Source organism: Kitasatospora sp. NPDC041988, assembly GCF_055588525.1.
On sequence record NZ_JBVJCO010000011.1, the window covers coordinates 63,544 to 82,350 of the forward strand.

The window sequence follows — 18,807 nt, forward strand, 5'->3', positions numbered from 1 at the left end:
CGTCGTCTTTTTCTTTGCCCCCCAAGGCCCCCCCACCACACCCCACCCCCCCCCCCCACCCCCCCCCCCCCCCCCCCCCCCCCCCCCCCCCCCCCCCCCCCCCGCCGTGGTGTGTGAGGTGAGGTGGCGAAGTCGCCGGCCTGCCCTGTGCGGCGATCGTGATCGTCTAGCCCTGCGGTCGTGCCCGCTCCTGGACGGTGGCGACGTAGCGGTTGGTGAACACCATCGGGATCACGAAGCCGGCGACCTGGACCAGGGTGGCGGTGGTCGAGTGGCCCTGGTCGGCGTGGGCGAGGGCGGCCAGCACGGCGGCGGTCGCGGCGAAGGCGATGGTCCAGACGCCGGTGAGGACGCGGTTGGTGCGCACGAAGAGCGGCTGATGCCAAACCTCGCGCGGAGTGGACTGCTTGGCGATGCCGAGGGTGAACGGCTGGCCGATCGCCAGCGAGGCGCCGGCGATCAGGGCGAGAACACCGGAGGACAGCGCGGCCGAGTACGCGTGAACGGCCGAGTCCGGGTTGGCGAAGGCCACGGCGGCCAGCACGGCGAAGAAGCCCGCCGACCCGGTCTCGATGATCAGAGCGTCAAAGCCGCTTCCCGTCGAACGCCGCTTGACGATCACTCCCACGGCCACGACCAGGCCGGCCAGCGCGGCCCACTGCCAGCGGTCGGACGGCAGGACGGCGTAGACGATCCACGGCAGGAATGTGAGGACGTAGGTCATGGTGAGTCTCCCCCTGGATCGGCATGGCGACGGCCCAACGTAGAACCTCCTCTGACGACATGTCAATTATGGAAGGTAGGCTACGGGCATGAGTCTTCGACACGCCTTGTTGGGGTTGCTGGTGGACCGACCTGCCAGCGGCTACGACCTGTTGAAAGAGTTCGAGAGCTCGCTCGCCCTCGCCTGGCCGGCCACCCAGAGCCAGGTCTACACGGAACTGACCAGGCTGGACGACAGCGGTCTGATCACCGTCAGCGCCCACGGACCGCGAGGCCGCAAGGAATACGCCCTGACCGACGCGGGCCTGGCCGAACTGCAGCACTGGCTCATCGAGACGACACCCACCCAGCATGCGCGCAGCGACCTCCTGCTGCGGGTCTTCTTCCTCGGCGTGCTCACCCCCGCCCAGGGGCGCGACTACCTGCGGTGGCTGGCCCGGATCTCCGAACGCCACCAGGAACGACTGCAGGCGGCCGAAGAGGAGATCGGCCGGGGCGACGGAGGCCTCGCCGTCCACAGCAGGATCGCGCTCGAGTACGGCCTGCGGTTCAACGCGATGCGCCGCGAGTGGGCCGAGTGGGCCGAAGGGCAGATCCGGGACGGCCACTGATCGCCCGCGGACCCCTGCCGAACTCCGCGTCTCCCGGCCCCGTCCGGTCGGCGGAGATCCGGCAGCGCAGCGGCCGCTTGGAGGCGGTGGGCGAGGGGGCCTTCCTCGGCCCGGCTCGGCCGCAAGTACACCGAGACCCTGGGCGTCTCCGGGCTCGGGCGGGACGGCGAGCGCGTCGTCCCGATCGTGGGCAGCTTCGCCTCCCGAGCATCGCCCACCCGCATCCGTAGGGTGGCGGGCAGCCGTGTCGGCTCGACATGGCTGGGCCCCTGGAAGCAGGGTCTGGGGGTCGGTGTAGAGGGTCCTGCTGCTCACGAGCAGCAGGTCCGAGCCGGTGTCGTAGCGGTTGAGTGCGGCGAGGCGATCCGAGGTGCTGCGTAGCGGTCCGGGTGGCCGTTACTTCCGTTGGGTGGGAACGCCATCCGTCGAGAAGGTTCCTTGGGTGCGTGCTGGTCAGCGGCCGACAGGCGCGGATGTCCAACGGGCAGCCATCACATTGGCCAGTGCCTGCTTGTTCGCAATCCATTCGGTACCACCTGCACCAACTGCGCGCCGTACAGCCTCGAGGGCGGCCTCGTCGGCTGCGGTTGGCTGAGCAAGATGTGCTCGCATGTAGTGCTTGAAGAGGGCAGGAAGTTGGTCCGGCCGAGTCGTGGCCTTAGCCATCAGGGAGAAGATCGGGAGGAACCACGCTTCGAAGCCCTCCTTGACTACCTCAGTGGCTTGGTACGCCTCATACAGTGGTTGCAGGCTTGCCGTGTGGTCGTACGGAAGGTGGCCGTGCAGGGCGTACTGAAGCCGGATGCCGCCGTGCTCGCGGAAGTGCTGGCCATGGGCGGCGATGTGGTTGGCCGCGTTCTCGGTGATGGTCATGACGGCCGTGTCCGCTTCGCGCCGTCTGGCTGCGGCAAGGACAGTAGCGTGGATGCCGACGCGCGGGTCGAGGACGAGGCCGTTGAGGCCGAGGGGCGAGAGGTCGATGCCGTGGTCACGGGTTCGGGAGAGGATCAGCCGCTCGGCGACGTTGGCGGCGGTGTGCTGGAGGTGCTTGGGATGCTGGCGGTGGCTGGCGTGGATGTCCGAGCGGTCGAGGACGGGGCGGTCCTGCGCGAGTTCGGCGACGAGGTGGAGGCCCGTGCGGTCTTCGGTGTCCGTGCTGCCGTAGGCGTTGCAGGGGTGGCCGCCGGTGCCGGTCATGTGGCCGCAGGCCCGGCAGGTGGGGACGGGCTGGCGGCTGATGGTGAGGGTGCCGGCGCGGAGGTTGTTCTCGATCATCTCCAGCGCGAGGCCGGCGACCTCGGCGTCGGTGTCGGTCATGATGCCGCCCACCGGGGACTGTCCGGGCGGGTACTTGGCGGCTATCAGGTCGGCCTCGAACCGCTGGCGGGGGATCGTCGGGCCGTCGACCTGGCGGTGGCGGAGGTCTCCGGCGAGGGTGACGGTGTTCCAGAGGTGGGGTGGGGGCGATAAGCCGAGGATGGCGTTGAGGGCGGCGGCAAGGCGGATGCCGACGGCCTTGCCGGGGCGGGTGGCGAAGGTGAAGGGTCCGTTCTGGACGGGCCCGTTGAGGAACAGGTGTCGCACGGGCTCCTCCTAGACCGGCGGGGTGGTGGTTCCTGTCCGGGTGAACCGGCCGTCGTGCAGCTCGTAGTGGAGGATCGCGGCGTTGGGCATCTTGCCCTTCCGCTCCTCGGCAAGGATCTCGGGCAGGCCACGGAGTTCGAGCAGGGAGCGGAGCGCCACCGCGGCGGTCTGGTGGGTGAAGGCCAGAACGGTGCGAGCCTCATGGAGTTCGGCCTGGGCGAGGGCGGTGAACTCGGCGGCCCGGTTGAGCACGCCCTCGGCGAGCGACTCACCGCCGCCCGGCGCGGTCCAGACGTGCTTGCGCAGGCGGCGGTCCTCGGCGAGTGCGGGGTAGCTGTCGTACAGCTCGCGCTTGGTCATGTAGGTGGCGTCGCCGTAGTGCTGCTCGTCGAGGAGCCTGGTCCGCTGGGGCCAGCCGTCGGGGAGGGCGGGCAGGGCGATCGTCGCGGTGTCGATCGCCCTGCGGTAGGTCGAGGTGTACACGTGCGGCTCGGGGCCCGCGAGCTGCGGCAGGATCTCCGCGAGCCACTGGGCCTGCCGGAAGCCTCGCGGGGTCAGGCCGACGATGGTGCGGGAGATGGTGTGCGCGGCGGCTCCGCTGTAGGGGCGGGGGTCCTGGTAGAAGCCGTTGTACTTGTCGGCGTTCTCGATGGACTCGGCGTGCCGGATGACGAGCAGGGTCACGTGCGGGTCCTATCCGGCGAGGTTCGCGACGTAGGAGCCGCTGACGGTCCAGGGGGTGAGTTCGATGCCGAAGCCGCTGTGGTCGCCGTCCTGGGTGTGGACGAGCTTGCCGGACAGATGCACGGCGTCGCCGGACCGGAACGCTCCGGTGTAGGCGCCGAGGTACGAGCGCATGTGGGTGATCCGGCGGGCGAAGGAGTCGGCCTCGTCGATGGTCGAGCTGAGGATGTTCTTGACCTTGATCCCGTAGACGGCCGGGGTGGTGAGGCCCTCGGCATGGTCGGTGATCTCGGCGAGGAGAGAGATCTCGCCGATCTCCTTGGAGGTGATCCGGGCGAAGGTCTTGTCGCGGTCGGAGCGGACGGGTTCGCAGTTGATGTGCGCGCCGGCGTTGGCGGTGAGTCCTTGGAGCTTGCGGCGTTCCTGCTTGATGAGGGCGTCGAAGGAGCTGCCCTCCATGTACTTGGCCCTGCGGATGTACAGCCGGGTGAGGTCGTCTCCGTCGTACGGCCGGATCAGGTCGGTCTGCTGGAACAGTTCCTGTGCAGCCTGGTAGCCCTCCGGTCCGTAGCAGACGAGGTCGATGTCGGAGCGCTCGTTGAAGCAGCCGACGAGGAAGGAGCCGGTGACGCCGATCAGGTCCTGGGCGTCGTTCGCGATGATCCACTCGGTGATCGCCAGGAGGTCCTTGCCGGCCGGGTTGTCGGCGACCGCGCCGGGGTCCTCGTGGATGGCGGCGAGGGCCTGCCGGCAGGAGTAGTGGACGGCCACGTCCTCGCGCAGGATGCCGGTGATCACGCAACCGAGGGTGTCGGAGTAGACGTAGCACTCCGGCCTGCCGGCCAGGATGCCGAAGGACTTCGACACGACGCTGTTCTGTCGGTAGGTCCGGCCGAACAGCCGCCGGTCGCCCTTCTCGTCGGGGTGGTACTTGACGTAGCCGAGGTAGTGGCTGCCGGGGTGGCTGTCGCCGATGACCTTGAAGATGACTCCGTGGTGGTCCATCAGGTAGTCGCGATCGCGGACGGTGGGGACCGGCCTACCGGTGTTCAGCGGTGAACCGTTCCAGAGTGGGGAAGGTGCCGGTGTCGATCGTGTTGCCCGATTCATACTGATCAAGTCCCATCGTGAAGAGGGCGCGGCGGTACTGCCACTTGATGTGCTTGTCGTGCCGTGCGGGATCGGTGGGCCGCATGAGGGCGAGGAAGAAGAAGCACTTGACGAGCAGGAAGTCGCCCAGGTGCTCGCTCACCCGCTGCCCGATCAGGGAGGCGGTGGTCTCCTCGAGGGCGGCGGTGTAGGCCGCGCGCTGTTCCGGGGTGATGCTGTAGCCCTTGCCCCCGCCCTTGAATGCGACGATGTCGAGCGCGGGGTAGACGTCGTAGCCCAGCGGGACCGGTCCGTGGTGCTGCCAGTCGATGACCCCGGCCTGAAGGACGTTGGGCAGGCCGTAGTCCAGGTGCCCGTGCACCATCGGGAGCCGGGCCAGCCGGTCGAGGGCGTGCTTGACCACTTCGTGGACGCGCGGGGTGTCGAAGTCCGGGTTCTCCTCGAAGACCTCTGCCGCGAAAGCCGCCTTCTCGAACCACGGCGTGGCGGGAAGGGGGTGCCTCGCCTGGGCCTGCAGGAGCTTCGACGCGACGGCCGCCGCCGTGCTGATCACCTGGTAGCTGACCTGACCGTCCTGCCCGGCGTCGGCCAGCGCCTCCTCGTGCAGCGAGCTGTCACCGATCGCACGCTCGACAACGAAATAGCGCCCGTCCTCCGAGCCGCTGTCGACGATCTCCGGCACCGGGTAGCCGAGGCCCGCAACCAGCTGCTGGAACTCGGTCTCCGCCCGCAGATCCTCGCCACCGGTCCGCTTGTAGAGCAGGCCGTCGGCCGACCGCCACACCGAACCTTCGGTGGCGGTTCTGTTCTTCACGAACTCCCAGTCATTCATCCATCCATCCTTCCGTAGAGCAGAGTTGGGGCAGGTGCAGGGCTCAGAGGGCGGGACAAGAGGGCCTGGACCAGCCGATCCGCAGTACGAGGCGGTCGGGCTCCTTGCCCGGCCGTACTCTCGAGCTGGCCACTAGGAATCTTTGATCTTCCGGCGCGTCGTATGGGCTGGTGCGCACCGCCACCGATTGCCATCAGTTGTGGGTCGTAGCGGCGCATTCAGAGGTGAACCCGGAATGTGCTTCCTTGCTCCGCGAACTCCACGCGCGAGGGGCCGAGTTCGGCATCCGGTGGGGCTCCGCCACCACCCACCACAGCGCCGTCGACGGCCGCCTCCTGATCGACTTCGGCCACGCCCCGATCAGCACCCTCCTCAACCTCCTCCACCTGCTCCGCGACACCGAAAGGGACCAGCCGTGGGAGTCCTGATCCCGATGGTCCACACCGAGGCGATCCACACCGAGCGCACCACCGTCCACTACCTCGCGGTCGAGCACGTCCCCGACGCCGCCCTCCAGCTCCGCCTCGCCGTCGACCTCGACATCCACGTCGGCCCCGGCGAGCAGCTCGCCTTCCCCCTCACCCGGGACCAGGCCCACGACCTCCTCCACGGCCTCGCCGCCCACGTCGGCCACCGCGTCCTCGGGATCCGCCGATGAGATCCGGCGCCGCCGGCTTTCTCGTCGGCGCCGCGCTCATCACCCTGCTCGCGCTGGCCCTCGTCACCGTGGCCCTCGGCGTGATCGCCACGCTCAAGATGCGGCATCCCCAGAACGAGGCCCCGCCCCCGCCGCCGATCACCCGACAAGGCCGCTGGGAGCTGCGCCGACTCCCCGACGGCACCCACGAATACGCCTGGATCGCCCGCCAGGCCGGCCACTTCGGCCCCGAGATCCGTCAACCGTCCACCAAACCCGGGCGTCACCGCATACCCAGCTGAGCGCGACCACGAAGGCCCTCGCCGACCCGGGCGAGGGCCTCGCCGCACCTCGACGTCCTTCCGCGCCGTGTGCGCGGTTGAAACGCCCACGAGGCTGCTCGTGATCGCTCGGGGTCCAGCCGTGTCCTCCCCGGCGCGACAGCATCCACCGGGCTCCGGGAGTTGATCTCCCCTGCCCGGCAGGGTCGTTGGCGGGCGTGCATGACACCGAGGGAGTCGTGGGGTGCACGACTCACTTCGGGAACGAGTCCCTTCCGCCATGGGGGTTCACCGACGAGGAGCGGACCGAGCCGACCCTCTTCCTGGCGCAACGACCGGGCAGGTCCATGGCTGGCTGAGCCCTGGACGAGTGGTTCCGAAGTCGGGCGGCTTCAGCAGTTCGGCTCCGGGCATACAGGAAGGGTGTCCGGCATCGGGGTGTGACGACCGGAGATCGGTCCCGGATTCGACCGGGGCAACATGAGGGGAGAGGCGATCGTGGGGGAACTGGACGGCAGGACCGCACTGGTGACGGGCGGCTCGCGGGGGATCGGGCGCGCGGTCGCCCTGCGGCTCGCCGCCGAGGGGGCGCTGGTCGGGGTCCACTACGGCGGCAACGAGGCGGCCGCCGCGGAGACCGTGGCACTGATCGCCAAGGCCGGCGGCCGGGCGTTCGCGGTGCAGGCCCGGTTCGGCGAGAACGGTGCGGTGGACCGGTTGTTCGAAGGGCTCACCGCCGGGCTGGCGGACCGCGGCGCGGACGGCCTGGACATCCTGGTCAACAACGCGGGCATCCACTCGGTCGGTTCGATCGGGCAACTCACCGAGGAGGAGTTCGAACGGTTGCTGGCGGTCAACGTGCGCACGCCGATCTTCGTGATCCAGCGGGTGCTGCCACTGCTGCGGGACGGCGGGCGGATCGTCAACATGGCCTCGGCGGCCACCCGGATCGCGGCCTCCGTCCAGATCGGCTACACCGTCACCAAGGCGGCGCTGGCTGCCCTCGGCGCACCGCTCGCCAACGAGCTCGGCCGGCGCGGGATCACCGTGAACACGGTCAACCCCGGAGTGGTCCGGACCGACATGACCGCCGGCTGGACCACCGTTCCCGAGGCGGTGGCCGGACTCGCGTCGCTCACCGCGCTCGGACGGCTCGGCGAGCCGGAGGACATCGCGGACGTGGTGGGCTTCCTGGCGGGTCCGCAGGGTCGCTGGGTGACCGGCCAGATCATCGACGTCTCCGGCGGCACCTACCTCGGACCGATCGCGGCCGGGTGATCCACCGCCCGGGCACGTACCGGGGCGTGGACGTCGGCCTGGGCGGGGCGGAACGTCGGATCCACTCGTCCAGGTAGCCCGGCGGCGTGTCCTGGTGGTCGCTCCGGGCGACCACCAGGATCATTCCCAGCGGAAGAACCGGGCGGCCGCGGCCAGCCCGAGGACGGCCCAGCCGCCCAGGATTCCGAGGTCCGCCCAGGGCACGCCGGCGCCGGTCTGGAGCACCGAGCGCAGGCCGTCCGAGAGGGCGGCGATCGGCAGCAGCTCCAGCACCGACTGGACGGCCGACGGGAACTTGCTCAGTGGCACGATCACGCCGCCGGCCAGCAGCAGCAGGATGAAGACCAGGTTGGCGGCGGCCAGCGTGGCCTCCGCCTTGAGCGTGCCGGCCATCAGCAGGCCGAGCCCGGAGAACGCGGCGGTGCCGAGGACGAGGAGGGCAAAAACGCTGAACGGGTCGCCCTGCGGGGACCAGCCGAGCGCGAGGGCGATCACGCTCAGCAGCGCCACCTGCAACGCCTCGGTGACCAGCACGCACCCCGTCTTCGCGGTGAGCAGGGCCCAGCGCGGCAGCGGGCTGGCGCCGAGCCGCTTGAGCACGCCGTAGCGGCGCTCGAAGCCGGTGGCGATGGCCTGCCCGGTGAAGGCGGTGGACATCACGGCCAGTGCGAGCAGGCCGGGCGCCAGGAAGTCGACCCGCTTGCCGGGGCCCTCGACGGCGACGATGTCGACGGCGGAGAAGAGCACCAGCAGGACCGTCGGGATGATCACGGTCAGCAGCAGCTGCTCGCCGTTGCGCAGCAGCATCTTCGTCTCGAAGGCGGTCTGCGCGAGCAGCATCCGGCCGACGGGGGCGGCGCCCGGCTGCGGGGAGTAATCGGTGGTCGTCACGAGCGGAGGTCCCGTCCGGTCAGGTCGAGGAAGACGTCTTCGAGGCTGCGGCGCTGCACGGCGAGCCGCTCGGGGAGGATGCCGGAGGCCGCGCACCAGCCGGTGACGGTGGCCAGCAGCTGCGGGTCGACGGGCGCCTCGATGCGGTAGCTGCCGGGGGTGGGCTCGGTGGCGGCGGCGCCCTCGGGCAGCTCCTTGAGCAGGGGGCCGAGGTCCAGCCCGGGCGGGCCGTCGAAGCGCAGTGAGGACTCGGCGCCGCCGCGGCAGAGCTCCTCCGGGGTGCCCTCGGCGATGACCTTGCCGCGGTCGACGATGGCGACCCGGTCGGCGAGCTGCTCGGCTTCGTCCATGTGGTGGGTGGTGACGACCACGGTGACGCCGTCGCGGCGCAGGTCGCGGACGAGGTCCCAGGTGGCGCGGCGGGCCTGCGGGTCGAGGCCGGCGGTGGGCTCGTCGAGGAAGACCAGCTCGGGGCGGCCGACCACGGCCATGGCCAGGGCGAGCCGCTGCTGCTGCCCGCCGGAGAGCCGGCGGTAGGTGGTGCGGCCGCAGGAGCCGAGGCCGAGCCGTTCGACCAGGGCGTCGACGTCCAGCGGGTGGGCGTGCAGCTTCGCGGTGTGCCGGAGCATCTCGACGGCGCGCGCGCCCGCGTAGACGCCGCCGGACTGCAGCATCACGCCGATCCGGGGGCGCAGCTCGGCGTTCTGGGCGACGGGGTCGAGGCCGAGGACGCGGACGGTGCCGGCGTCGGGGCGGCGGTAGCCCTCGCAGGTCTCGATCGTGGTGGTCTTGCCGGCGCCGTTGGGGCCGAGTACGGCGGTGATCGCGCCGCGTGCGAGGGTGAGGTCGAGACCGTCCACCGCGGTCTTCTCGCCGTAGCGCTTGACCAGCCCGGTGATCTGGACCGCGGGTTCGGAATGCATACCGGCGAGTGTAGAAGGCGTGAACGCGGGGCCCGGAGCGGGACCCCGGGGCAGCCGGGAAACGGGCGGTCCGGGTGATCGTTCACGCAGGTCAGGTAAGCCTTACCTGCGTGACAGATGACACGAGTGAGGCCTGGATCACGGCTTGTCCTGTCGGAAGTAATTACGCAACACTGGTGTTGTGAAAAACATGCGCGAGCACACCACGCAGCAGGAGGCCGAGTCGGCCCCCGGCTGTGCCGTGCCCGCGACGGCGGCCGAGGTGCTGCTGGAGGGCCACCGGGCGACCCGGGACAGGGTCGCCCGTTCGATCCTCGACCACGGCCCCTCCTCCGCCGCCGACCTGGCGAACCGGCTCGGTCTGACCACCGCGGCCGTCCGCCGTCACCTGGACGGACTGGCCGCCGCCGGCCTGGTCGACGCCCGCGAACAGCGGGTGTACGGCAGTCGCGGCCGGGGCCGCCCCGCCAAGGTCTTCGCCCTCACCGACGGAGGCCGGGACGCCTTCTACCAGGCGTACGACCAGCTCGCGGCCGACGCCCTGCGCTGGATCTCCGACTCGGTGGGCGGCGGCAAGGCGGGCGAGGAGGCGGTCGCCGCCTTCGCCCGGGCCCGGTTCGGCAAGCAGGGCGAGCGTTACCTCGCCGCGCTGCGCCAGGCCGAGGCCGGGGAGCGCACCGAAGCGCTCGCCCAGGCGCTGAGTGCGGACGGGTACGCTGCCACCGTGCGGCGTGTTCCGTCGGCCGCGGCGAAAGCCCCGGCGGGCGCCCAGCTCTGCCAGCACCACTGCCCGGTCGCGCACATCGCCGAGCAGTTCCCGCAGCTCTGCGAGGCGGAGACCGAGGTCTTCTCCCAACTGCTGGGCACCCATGTGCAACGGCTGGCCACCATCGCCCACGGCGACGGGGTCTGCACCACCTATGTGCCGGCACCCGGTGCCGCATCGTCGCCCGCCCTGCGTGCCGCAGGCCCGGGTACCGATGCAGTGCCGACTGCCGGTACGTCCACCGAAGACTCAGCGTCCGCGCGTTAGGAAGCTCGCATGACTGACACCGTTTCGCACCCGGAGCTCGAAGGCCTGGGCACCTACGAGTACGGCTGGGCGGACCCGGACGCCGCCGGCGCCGCCGCCAAGCGCGGGCTCAGCGAGGACGTCGTCCGCGACATCTCGGCGAAGAAGAACGAGTCCGAGTGGATGCTGAACCTGCGGCTCAAGGGCCTCAAGCTGTTCGGCAAGAAGCCCATGCCGACCTGGGGCTCCGACCTCACCGGCATCGACTTCGACAACATCAAGTACTTCGTCCGCTCGACCGAGAAGCAGGCCGAGTCCTGGGAGGACCTGCCCGCGGACATCAAGGCGACGTACGACAGGCTGGGCATCCCGGAGGCGGAGAAGCAGCGCCTGGTCGCCGGTGTCGCCGCGCAGTACGAGTCCGAGGTGGTCTACCACCAGATCCGCGAGGACCTGGAGGAGCAGGGTGTCCTCTTCCTGGACACCGACACCGCTCTGAAGGAGCACCCGGAGATCTTCAAGGAGTACTTCGGCACCGTCATCCCGGCCGGTGACAACAAGTTCGCCGCGCTGAACACGGCCGTCTGGTCCGGCGGCTCCTTCATCTACGTGCCGAAGGGTGTCCACGTCGACATCCCGCTCCAGGCCTACTTCCGGATCAACACCGAGAACATGGGCCAGTTCGAGCGGACGCTGATCATCGTCGACGAGGACGCCTACGTCCACTACGTCGAGGGCTGCACCGCGCCGATCTACTCCTCGGACTCGCTGCACTCCGCGGTCGTGGAGATCATCGTCAAGAAGGGCGGCCGCTGCCGCTACACGACCATCCAGAACTGGTCGAACAACGTCTACAACCTGGTCACCAAGCGCGCCGTGGCGTACGAGGGCGCGACCATGGAGTGGATCGACGGCAACATCGGCTCCAAGGTCACCATGAAGTACCCGGCCGTCTACCTGATGGGCGAGCACGCCAAGGGCGAGACCCTGTCGATCGCCTTCGCCGGTGAGGGCCAGCACCAGGACGCCGGCGCCAAGATGGTCCACATGGCGCCGAACACCTCCTCCAACATCGTCTCCAAGTCGGTGGCGCGAGGCGGCGGCCGCACCTCCTACCGCGGTCTGATCGAGATCGGCGAGGGCTCCAAGGGCGCCAAGTCCAACGTGCTCTGCGACGCGCTGCTGGTCGACACCATCTCCCGCTCGGACACGTACCCGTACGTGGACGTCCGCGAGGACGACGTGTCCATGGGCCACGAGGCGACCGTCTCCAAGGTCAGCGAGGACCAGCTCTTCTACCTGATGAGCCGGGGCATGACCGAGTTCGAGGCGATGGCGATGATCGTCCGTGGCTTCGTCGAGCCGATCGCGCGCGAGCTGCCGATGGAGTACGCGCTGGAGCTGAACCGGCTGATCGAGCTGCAGATGGAAGGCTCCGTCGGCTGACGAGCAGCCGTACGCAGTCCAGTCCGCATCGTTAGGAAGAGAGCACCACGACAGCCATGGCTGACGTCAACACCCCCACCGGCTCCACCACCGCCGGTTCGATCGAGGTCGGCACCGCCGGGGCGGGCGCGCAGCTCGCCGGCCCCGGCACCGGCCGCGCCTCCGTCCAGCAGCCGATCGACGCCCGCGTCGCGGTCAAGCCCTCCTTCGAGGTCGGCGACTTCCCGGTGCCGACCGGCCGTGAGGAGGACTGGCGCTTCACCCCGCTCCACCGCCTGAACGGCCTGCACGACGGCACCGCTGCCGACAGCGCTGAGAAGGCCGGCGAAGGCACGGACAAGGTCGAGCTGAGCCTGCCGGACGGCGTCACCGCCGAGACCGTCGGCCGCGACGACGCCCGCCTGGGCAAGGCCGGCAAGCCGGTCGACCGGGTCGCCGCTCAGGCGTTCAGCGCCTTCGAGCAGGCGCTCGTGGTCACCGTCCCCAAGGAGACGGTGCTCACCGAGCCGGTCAAGATCGACGTGCACGGCGAGGGCGGCACCCGCTTCGCCCACGTCGTGGTCGACGTCAAGCCGTTCGCCGAGGCCGTCGTGGTGATCAACCACACCGGTACCGGCACCCGTGCCGCCAACGTCGAGCTCCTGGTCGGCGACGGTGCGAAGCTCACCTTCGTCTCCGTCCAGGACTGGGACCGCGACGCGGTGCACGTCGCCCAGCAGACCGCCCTGGTCGGCCGGGACGCCACGCTGAAGTCCGTGGTCGTCACCTTCGGCGGTGACCTGGTCCGCATCCACCCGCGGGTCTCCTACGCGGCCCCCGGTGGCGAGGCCGAGCTGTTCGGCCTCTACTTCGCCGACGCCGGGCAGCACCTGGAGCACCGTCTGGTCATCGACCACGACACCCCGCACTGCCGCTCCAACGTGGTCTACAAGGGCGCGCTGCAGGGCCAGGACGCGCACGCCGTCTGGGTCGGCGACGTGCTGATCCGCGCCGCCGCCGAGGGCACCGACACCTACGAGCACAACCGCAACCTGGTGCTCACCGACGGTGCCCGGGTCGACTCGATCCCGAACCTGGAGATCGAGACCGGCGAGATCGTCGGCGCCGGCCACGCCTCCGCGACCGGCCGCTTCGACGACGAGCAGCTGTTCTACCTGCAGGCCCGCGGCATCCCGGCCGACGAGGCCCGCCGCCTGGTGGTGCGCGGCTTCTTCGCCGAGCTGGTCCAGCAGATCGGCGTCGCCGAGATCCAGGACCAGCTGATGGAGAAGATCGAGGCCGAGCTGGAAGCGGCGGTCTGAGGCCGATGAGCTTTCTCCGCGCCTGCGCGCTCAGCGAGCTCGCCGAGGACGTGCCCAAGCGCGTCGACCTCAACGGCGTGCCGGTCTCCATCGTCCGCACCGACGAGGGGGTGTTCGCGATCAACGACATCTGCTCGCACGCGAACGTCTCGCTCTCCGAGGGCGAGGTCGAGGACTGCATGATCGAGTGCTGGCTGCACGGCTCCAGCTTCGATCTGCGCACCGGCAAGCCCTCCGGCCTGCCCGCCACCAAGTCGGTCGCTGTCTACCCCGTAAAGATCGAAGGGGACGATGTGCTCGTCTCCGTCAACCAGGAGTCCTGAGTACATATGGCAACCCTTGAAATCCGCGACCTGCACGTCTCCGTCGAGGCGGAGAACGGCCCCCGGGAGATCCTGAAGGGCGTCGACCTGACCGTGAAGCAGGGCGAGACCCACGCGATCATGGGTCCGAACGGCTCCGGCAAGTCCACCCTGGCCTACACGCTGGCCGGCCACCCGAAGTACACCGTCACCAGCGGCCAGGTGCTGCTGGACGGCGAGGACGTGCTGGCGATGACCGTCGACGAGCGTGCCCGCGCCGGTGTCTTCCTCGCCATGCAGTACCCGGTCGAGGTCCCCGGTGTCTCGGTCTCCAACTTCCTGCGCACCGCCGCCACCGCCGTCCGCGGCGAGGCCCCCAAGCTCCGGCTGTGGGTGAAGGAGGTCAAGGAGGCCATGGCGGCCCTCCAGATGGACCCGGCCTTCGCCGAGCGCAACGTCAACGAGGGCTTCTCCGGCGGCGAGAAGAAGCGCCACGAGATCCTCCAGCTGGAGCTGCTCAAGCCGAAGATCGCGATCCTCGACGAGACCGACTCCGGCCTGGACGTCGACGCGCTCCGTCAGGTCTCCGAGGGCATCAACCGGGTCCGTTCCACCGGCGAGGTCGGCACCCTGCTGGTGACCCACTACACCCGCATCCTGCGGTACATCAAGCCCGACTACGTCCACGTGTTCTCGGCCGGCCGCATCGTCGAGTCCGGCGGTGCCGAGCTGGCCGACAAGCTGGAGAACGAGGGCTACGAGTCCTACGTGAAGGGCGGCGCTTCCGAGTGACCCATACTCACCAGTCGGCGGCTCTGTCGGGCCTGCTCGACACCGATGCGATCCGCAAGGACTTCCCGGTCCTCCAGCGGCTGCTGCACGAGGACAAGCCGCTGGTCTACCTGGACAACGCGGCCACCTCGCAGAAGCCGCGCCAGGTGCTGGAGGCGCTCAACGCCTACTACGAGCGGCACAACGCCAACGTCCACCGCGGCGTGCACGTGCTCGCCGAGGAGGCCACGGCGCTGTACGAGGGCGCCCGTGACAAGGTCGCGGCGTTCGTCAACGCGCCGAGCCGCAACGAGGTGGTCTTCACCAAGAACGCCTCGGAGTCGCTCAACCTGGTCGCCAACATGCTGACCTGGGCGGACGAGCCCTACCGGGTGGACGCCGAGTCCGAGATCGTCATCACGGAGATGGAGCACCACTCCAACATCGTCCCGTGGCAGCTGCTCTCGCAGCGCACCGGCGCGAAGCTGAAGTGGTTCGGGCTGACCGACGAGGGCCGGCTCGACCTGTCCAACATCGACGAGCTGATCACCGAGAAGACCAAGGTGGTCTCGTTCACCCTGGTCTCCAACCTGCTCGGCACCGTCAACCCGGTCGAGACCATCGTGCGCAAGGCCCAGGCCGTCGGCGCCCTCGTGGTGATCGACGCCTCGCAGGCCGCGCCGCACATGGTGCTGGACGTGCAGGCGCTGGAGGCCGACTTCGTCGCCTTCACCGGCCACAAGATGCTGGCCCCGACCGGCATCGGCGTGCTCTGGGGCCGCCAGGAGCTGCTGGAGGACCTCCCGCCGTTCCTCGGTGGCGGCGAGATGATCGAGACCGTCACCATGGGCTCGTCCACCTACGCCCCGGCGCCGCACAAGTTCGAGGCCGGCACCCCGCCGATCGCCCAGGCGGTCGGGCTGGGCGCGGCCATCGACTACCTGTCGGCCATCGGCATGGAGAAGATCGCCGCGCACGAGCACGCGATCACCGAGTACGCCGTCGAGCGCCTGCTGGAGGTCCCGGACCTTCGGATCATCGGCCCGCGCACGGCCGTGGACCGCGGCGCGGCGATCTCGTTCACGCTGGGCGACATCCACCCGCACGACGTGGGCCAGGTGCTGGACGAGCAGGGCATCGCCGTGCGCGTCGGCCACCACTGCGCGCGGCCGGTCTGCCTGCGGTACGGAATTCCGGCGACCACGCGGGCGTCGTTCTATCTGTACTCGACGCCGGGCGAGGTCGACGCCCTCATCGACGGCCTGCACCACGTCCGGAACTTCTTCGGCTGACGGGACGGCCCACGACATGAAGCTCGACTCGATGTACCAGGACATCATCCTGGACCACTACCGCAACCCGCACGGCAAGGGGCTGCGGGACGGCGACGCCGAGGTGCACCACGTCAACCCCACCTGCGGGGACGAGATCACCCTGCGGGTGAGGCTCGAAGGCGCCACGGTCGCCGACGTCTCGTACGAGTCGCAGGGCTGTTCCATCAGCCAGGCCAGCGCCTCGGTGCTGAACGACCTGGTGGTCGGCAAGACCGTCGGCGAGGCGCAGGTCGTCCAGGAGGCCTTCCTGGAGCTCATGCAGAGCAAGGGCCAGGGCGAGGGCGACGAGGAGGTGCTGGAGGACGCGGTCGCGTTCGCCGGCGTCTCCAAGTACCCGGCCCGGGTCAAGTGCGCGCTGCTGAGCTGGATGGCCTGGAAGGACGCCACCGCCAAGGCGCTGGCCGAGCAGCCCGCCGTCGACGACACCACCAACTGACGCAGAAGAGGAGGACAGAACCATGAGTGACACCGCGACGCCCGCCCCTTCCGCTGAGGAGGGTCCGACCGTCATCGTCGGCACCACGGCCGGAACCGTCTCCGTCGAGGACCTGACCGAGGCCCTGATGGACGTCGTCGACCCCGAGCTGGGGATCGACGTCGTCAACCTCGGCCTGATCTACGGCATCCACATCGACGAGTCCGACGTGGCCACCATCGACATGACGCTCACCTCGGCGGCCTGCCCGCTGACCGACGTCATCGAGGACCAGGCCAAGACGGCCACCGACGGCCTCGTCCAGGACCTGCGCATCAACTGGGTCTGGATGCCGCCGTGGGGCCCCGACAAGATCACCGACGACGGCCGCGAGCAGCTCCGCGCGCTCGGCTTCAACGTCTGAGACCTGTCGACGTCTGAAGCCTGTCGACCGTCAACCCGCTGCCGCGCGAATCTCTCCTTCGGGGGAAGTATTCGCGCGGCAGTGGTATATCTGCCGATGGGTGGCGAGACTGCCGCCGCGACCACGGAGGGAGCGACGTGATGGCTGTGGAAGCTGTCGGGCACTGGACGCTGCCCGACTCGGCGTACGCCATGTGGGTCCGGGGCGAGCTCGACGAGTACCTGCGGATCCCGGACGACGGCACGCGGGTCGAGGTGATCGGAGGGGAGTTCGTCGTGTCACCGGCGCCGGTCTACGCCCACGGGGGCATTCTCTCCGACATCCAGCGAGGCTTTGAGCGTGCCTGGTTCACGGATGCCTCCTTTCCGTGGCGAGCCGTGCAGACCGTCAACCTGGATCTGGTCGAGATCGGGGACGGTTACATCCCGGACATGGTGGTCCTGCACAAGGACATCGATGCCGAGAAGCGCGCAGAAGACGCTTTGTACCTCCACCCGCGCGACCTTGAGCTCGTGGTCGAGGTGACCTCCTCGTCCAACGCGCACCACGACCGCCGTCCGGTGTTCGGCAAGCGGCTCAAGCTCACCAAGTGGAGCGGGTATGCGCGGACCGGGGTTCCGTACTACCTGCTGGTGGACCGCGATCCGCGCCAGCTCGGCGTCAGCCTGTTCGGTGCGCCGGACTGTGGCGAGGGGAGCTACGAGGTGCTCGGCGAATGGAAATTCGGTGAGTCCGTCCGGCTGCCGAAGCCCTTCGATGTCGAGATCACCACAGATACCTGGAAGCCCTGGACCGCGTAGGCCGCCCGCCGAAACGCCGCCGCCCGGTACGGAATCCGTACCGGGCGGCGGCGTTTCCGCTGTTCTCGGCCCTTCTCAGGCCCGCCCGGGCTTGCGGGCCACGGCGAGGGCCAGGCCGACGCAGAGGGCGGCGGCGAGGAGGGCGAAGCCGCTGACGGCAGGGAGCAGGCCGTAGCGCTGGACGAGGGCGCCGACCCCGACGATGGGGAGGGAGGAGCCGAGGTAGACGATGACCCAGAGGGCGCTGAGCTCCGAGCCCCGGCGTTCCGGGTTCATCGCGGCCACGGCGGAGGTGAAGAGGGAGCGGAAGGCGATGCCCTGGCAGGAGCCGCCGAGGACGCTGCCGATGAAGAGCAGCGCGGGGGTACCGGTGTAGCCGGCCGTGACCACCAGGGCCAGGCCGCTCGCGAGACCGGTCATGCCGAGGGCGATGACCAGACGGTCGGAGGTCGGCGGGACGAGCAGCTGGGCGGCGGCCGAGGAGCCGAGCAGCAGGGCGGCCACCACGGCGCCGACCAGGTGGGAGTCGGTGTGCAGCAGCTTGGCGGCGAAGGCCGGGGCCAGGCTGAGGTAGACGCCGAACACCGCGTACGAGATGAAGCCGGCGGCGGAGGCCAGCAGGAACTCGCGACGGCCGGTGACCGGCAGGGCGAGGCGCTGCGGGCGCAGGTGGGCCGGGGTGGTGATGCGCGGCGGGGAGGCCGGCGGGCGGCTGCGGCCGGGCATCCGGGGGTGGACGAGGGCGAGCGGCACGCAGAGCGCCAGCAGGGCGACGGCGTGCAGCAGGAAGGGCGTCAGCAGCGGGTCGGAGCCGCCGGCCAGCAGGGCGCCGACCACCGGGCCGAGCGCCACGCCGCCCGCGGAACAGGCCAGGGTGAGCTTGGCGGCCAGGGTCGGGTGATCGGGCAGCAGGTCGCCGAGGGCGGCCCCGGCGGCACCCGTGGACAGACCCACCGCGATGCCCTGGACGGCCCGGCCGACGGCCAGCTGCCAGAAGCTGCCGGAGGTGGCGAAGACCACGTCGCCGGCGGCGGCCAGGCCGACCGCGGGAAGGATCAGCGCGCGCCGGCCGAGGTGGTCCGACCAGTGGCCGACCACGGCCAGCACCGGGACCAGCGCGAACACGTACACCGTGAACAGCACGCTGGTGTCGAGCGCGGTCAGGGCGAGGCGGGTCTGGAGCAGCGGGTAGATCGGGGTCGCCAGGTTGGCACCGATCAGCATGAAGAGGAGGGCGGCGGCGACGAGGCCGACACGCACACCGCGCAGCGCGTTCCAACGGCTGATCGCCGCGAGCTGGAGCTGCGCGCGCGGCGCGAGCTCCAGGGGAAGCAGGGCCTCCGACAGTCGGCGTCCGTCGAGCTGCGCGGTGCGCAGGCCGGGGCCGGCAGGGGAGAGGTCCGCCATGACAGGGGTCTCCTGTGGCCGGGCACCACCTCGGGCCGACA

At 70.0% G+C, this 18,807-nt stretch carries 22 protein-coding genes; 14 read left to right on the forward strand and 8 right to left on the reverse strand.

Annotated elements, in window-relative coordinates; genetic code table 11:
• Positions 1-166 precede the first annotated feature (166 nt).
• Positions 167-724 (reverse strand): hypothetical protein, encoded by a 558-nt coding sequence (locus tag ACZ6NC_RS13825; RefSeq protein WP_465732229.1) that lies wholly within the window; start codon positions 722-724, stop codon positions 167-169.
• An 88-nt stretch (positions 725-812) separates the two neighbouring features.
• Here ACZ6NC_RS13825 and ACZ6NC_RS13830 point away from each other — a divergent pair, with 88 nt between their 5' ends.
• Positions 813-1,334 carry a PadR family transcriptional regulator gene (locus tag ACZ6NC_RS13830; protein ID WP_465732231.1) on the forward strand — a complete coding sequence of 174 codons (522 nt, stop codon included), beginning with the start codon at positions 813-815 and terminating at the stop codon, positions 1,332-1,334.
• 453 nt (positions 1,335-1,787) lie between these two features.
• On the opposite strand, the gene ACZ6NC_RS13835 is transcribed toward ACZ6NC_RS13830, so the two are convergent.
• From ACZ6NC_RS13835 to ACZ6NC_RS13850, 4 genes are read right to left on the reverse strand one after another with little or no spacing between them, the layout of a single operon-like run.
• On the reverse strand, positions 1,788-2,918 hold the full coding sequence (locus ACZ6NC_RS13835) for a hypothetical protein (protein ID WP_465732232.1): 1,131 nt from the start codon (positions 2,916-2,918) through the stop codon (positions 1,788-1,790).
• A gap of 9 nt (positions 2,919-2,927) precedes the next feature.
• The gene (locus ACZ6NC_RS13840) at positions 2,928-3,602 is read right to left on the reverse strand and encodes a histidine phosphatase family protein (RefSeq protein WP_465732234.1); all 675 of its coding nucleotides are present in this window, start codon (positions 3,600-3,602) and stop codon (positions 2,928-2,930) included.
• Between the two features lie 9 nt (positions 3,603-3,611).
• On the reverse strand, positions 3,612-4,607 hold the full coding sequence (locus ACZ6NC_RS13845) for a nucleotidyltransferase domain-containing protein (protein WP_465732236.1): 996 nt from the start codon (positions 4,605-4,607) through the stop codon (positions 3,612-3,614).
• Between the two features lie 34 nt (positions 4,608-4,641).
• The gene (locus ACZ6NC_RS13850; RefSeq protein ID WP_465732238.1) at positions 4,642-5,544 is read right to left on the reverse strand and encodes a phosphotransferase; all 903 of its coding nucleotides are present in this window, start codon (positions 5,542-5,544) and stop codon (positions 4,642-4,644) included.
• A gap of 245 nt (positions 5,545-5,789) precedes the next feature.
• Here ACZ6NC_RS13850 and ACZ6NC_RS13855 point away from each other — a divergent pair, with 245 nt between their 5' ends.
• The 4 genes from ACZ6NC_RS13855 (at position 5,790) to ACZ6NC_RS13870 (ending at position 7,740) form a co-directional block, all read left to right on the forward strand.
• Positions 5,790-5,972, forward strand: a complete 183-nt coding sequence (locus tag ACZ6NC_RS13855) for a hypothetical protein (RefSeq protein WP_465732240.1) — start codon at positions 5,790-5,792, stop codon at positions 5,970-5,972.
• Positions 5,960-6,202, forward strand: a complete 243-nt coding sequence (locus ACZ6NC_RS13860; protein ID WP_465732242.1) for a hypothetical protein — start codon at positions 5,960-5,962, stop codon at positions 6,200-6,202. Before ACZ6NC_RS13855 ends, ACZ6NC_RS13860 begins: the two co-directional genes overlap by 13 nt.
• Positions 6,199-6,483 carry a hypothetical protein gene (locus tag ACZ6NC_RS13865; protein WP_465732244.1) on the forward strand — a complete coding sequence of 95 codons (285 nt, stop codon included), beginning with the start codon at positions 6,199-6,201 and terminating at the stop codon, positions 6,481-6,483. Before ACZ6NC_RS13860 ends, ACZ6NC_RS13865 begins: the two co-directional genes overlap by 4 nt.
• A 477-nt stretch (positions 6,484-6,960) precedes the next feature.
• Positions 6,961-7,740 carry an SDR family oxidoreductase gene (locus ACZ6NC_RS13870; protein WP_465732246.1) on the forward strand — a complete coding sequence of 260 codons (780 nt, stop codon included), beginning with the start codon at positions 6,961-6,963 and terminating at the stop codon, positions 7,738-7,740.
• A gap of 120 nt (positions 7,741-7,860) precedes the next feature.
• Here the strand turns inward: ACZ6NC_RS13870 and ACZ6NC_RS13875 are convergent, their stop codons facing one another.
• Positions 7,861-8,580 carry an ABC transporter permease gene (locus tag ACZ6NC_RS13875; protein ID WP_465574330.1) on the reverse strand — a complete coding sequence of 240 codons (720 nt, stop codon included), beginning with the start codon at positions 8,578-8,580 and terminating at the stop codon, positions 7,861-7,863.
• A gap of 47 nt (positions 8,581-8,627) precedes the next feature.
• Positions 8,628-9,554, reverse strand: a complete 927-nt coding sequence (locus ACZ6NC_RS13880; RefSeq protein ID WP_465732247.1) for an ABC transporter ATP-binding protein — start codon at positions 9,552-9,554, stop codon at positions 8,628-8,630.
• Positions 9,555-9,744: 190 nt separating this feature from the next.
• Between ACZ6NC_RS13880 and ACZ6NC_RS13885 the strand changes: the two genes are divergently transcribed.
• The 9 genes from ACZ6NC_RS13885 (at position 9,745) to ACZ6NC_RS13925 (ending at position 17,359) form a co-directional block, all read left to right on the forward strand.
• Positions 9,745-10,587: a helix-turn-helix transcriptional regulator gene (locus ACZ6NC_RS13885; protein WP_465732249.1), complete on the forward strand. Its 843-nt coding sequence runs from the start codon at positions 9,745-9,747 to the stop codon at positions 10,585-10,587.
• A 9-nt stretch (positions 10,588-10,596) separates the two neighbouring features.
• Positions 10,597-12,012: a Fe-S cluster assembly protein SufB gene (gene sufB, locus ACZ6NC_RS13890; RefSeq protein ID WP_465732251.1), complete on the forward strand. Its 1,416-nt coding sequence runs from the start codon at positions 10,597-10,599 to the stop codon at positions 12,010-12,012.
• A 56-nt stretch (positions 12,013-12,068) separates the two neighbouring features.
• A complete protein-coding gene (gene sufD / locus ACZ6NC_RS13895) occupies positions 12,069-13,313 on the forward strand; it encodes a Fe-S cluster assembly protein SufD (protein ID WP_465732253.1) in 1,245 nt (414 codons plus the stop codon).
• Between the two features lie 5 nt (positions 13,314-13,318).
• Positions 13,319-13,636 carry a non-heme iron oxygenase ferredoxin subunit gene (locus tag ACZ6NC_RS13900; RefSeq protein WP_465732255.1) on the forward strand — a complete coding sequence of 106 codons (318 nt, stop codon included), beginning with the start codon at positions 13,319-13,321 and terminating at the stop codon, positions 13,634-13,636.
• A gap of 6 nt (positions 13,637-13,642) precedes the next feature.
• Positions 13,643-14,407 carry a Fe-S cluster assembly ATPase SufC gene (gene sufC, locus ACZ6NC_RS13905; protein ID WP_465732257.1) on the forward strand — a complete coding sequence of 255 codons (765 nt, stop codon included), beginning with the start codon at positions 13,643-13,645 and terminating at the stop codon, positions 14,405-14,407.
• Positions 14,404-15,678 (forward strand): cysteine desulfurase, encoded by a 1,275-nt coding sequence (locus ACZ6NC_RS13910; protein ID WP_465732259.1) that lies wholly within the window; start codon positions 14,404-14,406, stop codon positions 15,676-15,678. Before sufC ends, ACZ6NC_RS13910 begins: the two co-directional genes overlap by 4 nt.
• 16 nt (positions 15,679-15,694) lie before the next feature.
• Complete coding sequence (gene sufU, locus ACZ6NC_RS13915; protein WP_465732261.1) at positions 15,695-16,156, forward strand: Fe-S cluster assembly sulfur transfer protein SufU; 462 nt, start codon at positions 15,695-15,697, stop codon at positions 16,154-16,156.
• A gap of 22 nt (positions 16,157-16,178) precedes the next feature.
• On the forward strand, positions 16,179-16,559 hold the full coding sequence (locus tag ACZ6NC_RS13920; RefSeq protein ID WP_387892344.1) for a metal-sulfur cluster assembly factor: 381 nt from the start codon (positions 16,179-16,181) through the stop codon (positions 16,557-16,559).
• A gap of 140 nt (positions 16,560-16,699) precedes the next feature.
• Positions 16,700-17,359, forward strand: coding sequence for a Uma2 family endonuclease (locus ACZ6NC_RS13925; RefSeq protein WP_465732263.1), 660 nt, complete (start codon positions 16,700-16,702; stop codon positions 17,357-17,359).
• A 75-nt stretch (positions 17,360-17,434) separates the two neighbouring features.
• Here the strand turns inward: ACZ6NC_RS13925 and ACZ6NC_RS13930 are convergent, their stop codons facing one another.
• Positions 17,435-18,766 carry an MFS transporter gene (locus ACZ6NC_RS13930; RefSeq protein ID WP_465732265.1) on the reverse strand — a complete coding sequence of 444 codons (1,332 nt, stop codon included), beginning with the start codon at positions 18,764-18,766 and terminating at the stop codon, positions 17,435-17,437.
• Positions 18,767-18,807 lie beyond the last annotated feature (41 nt).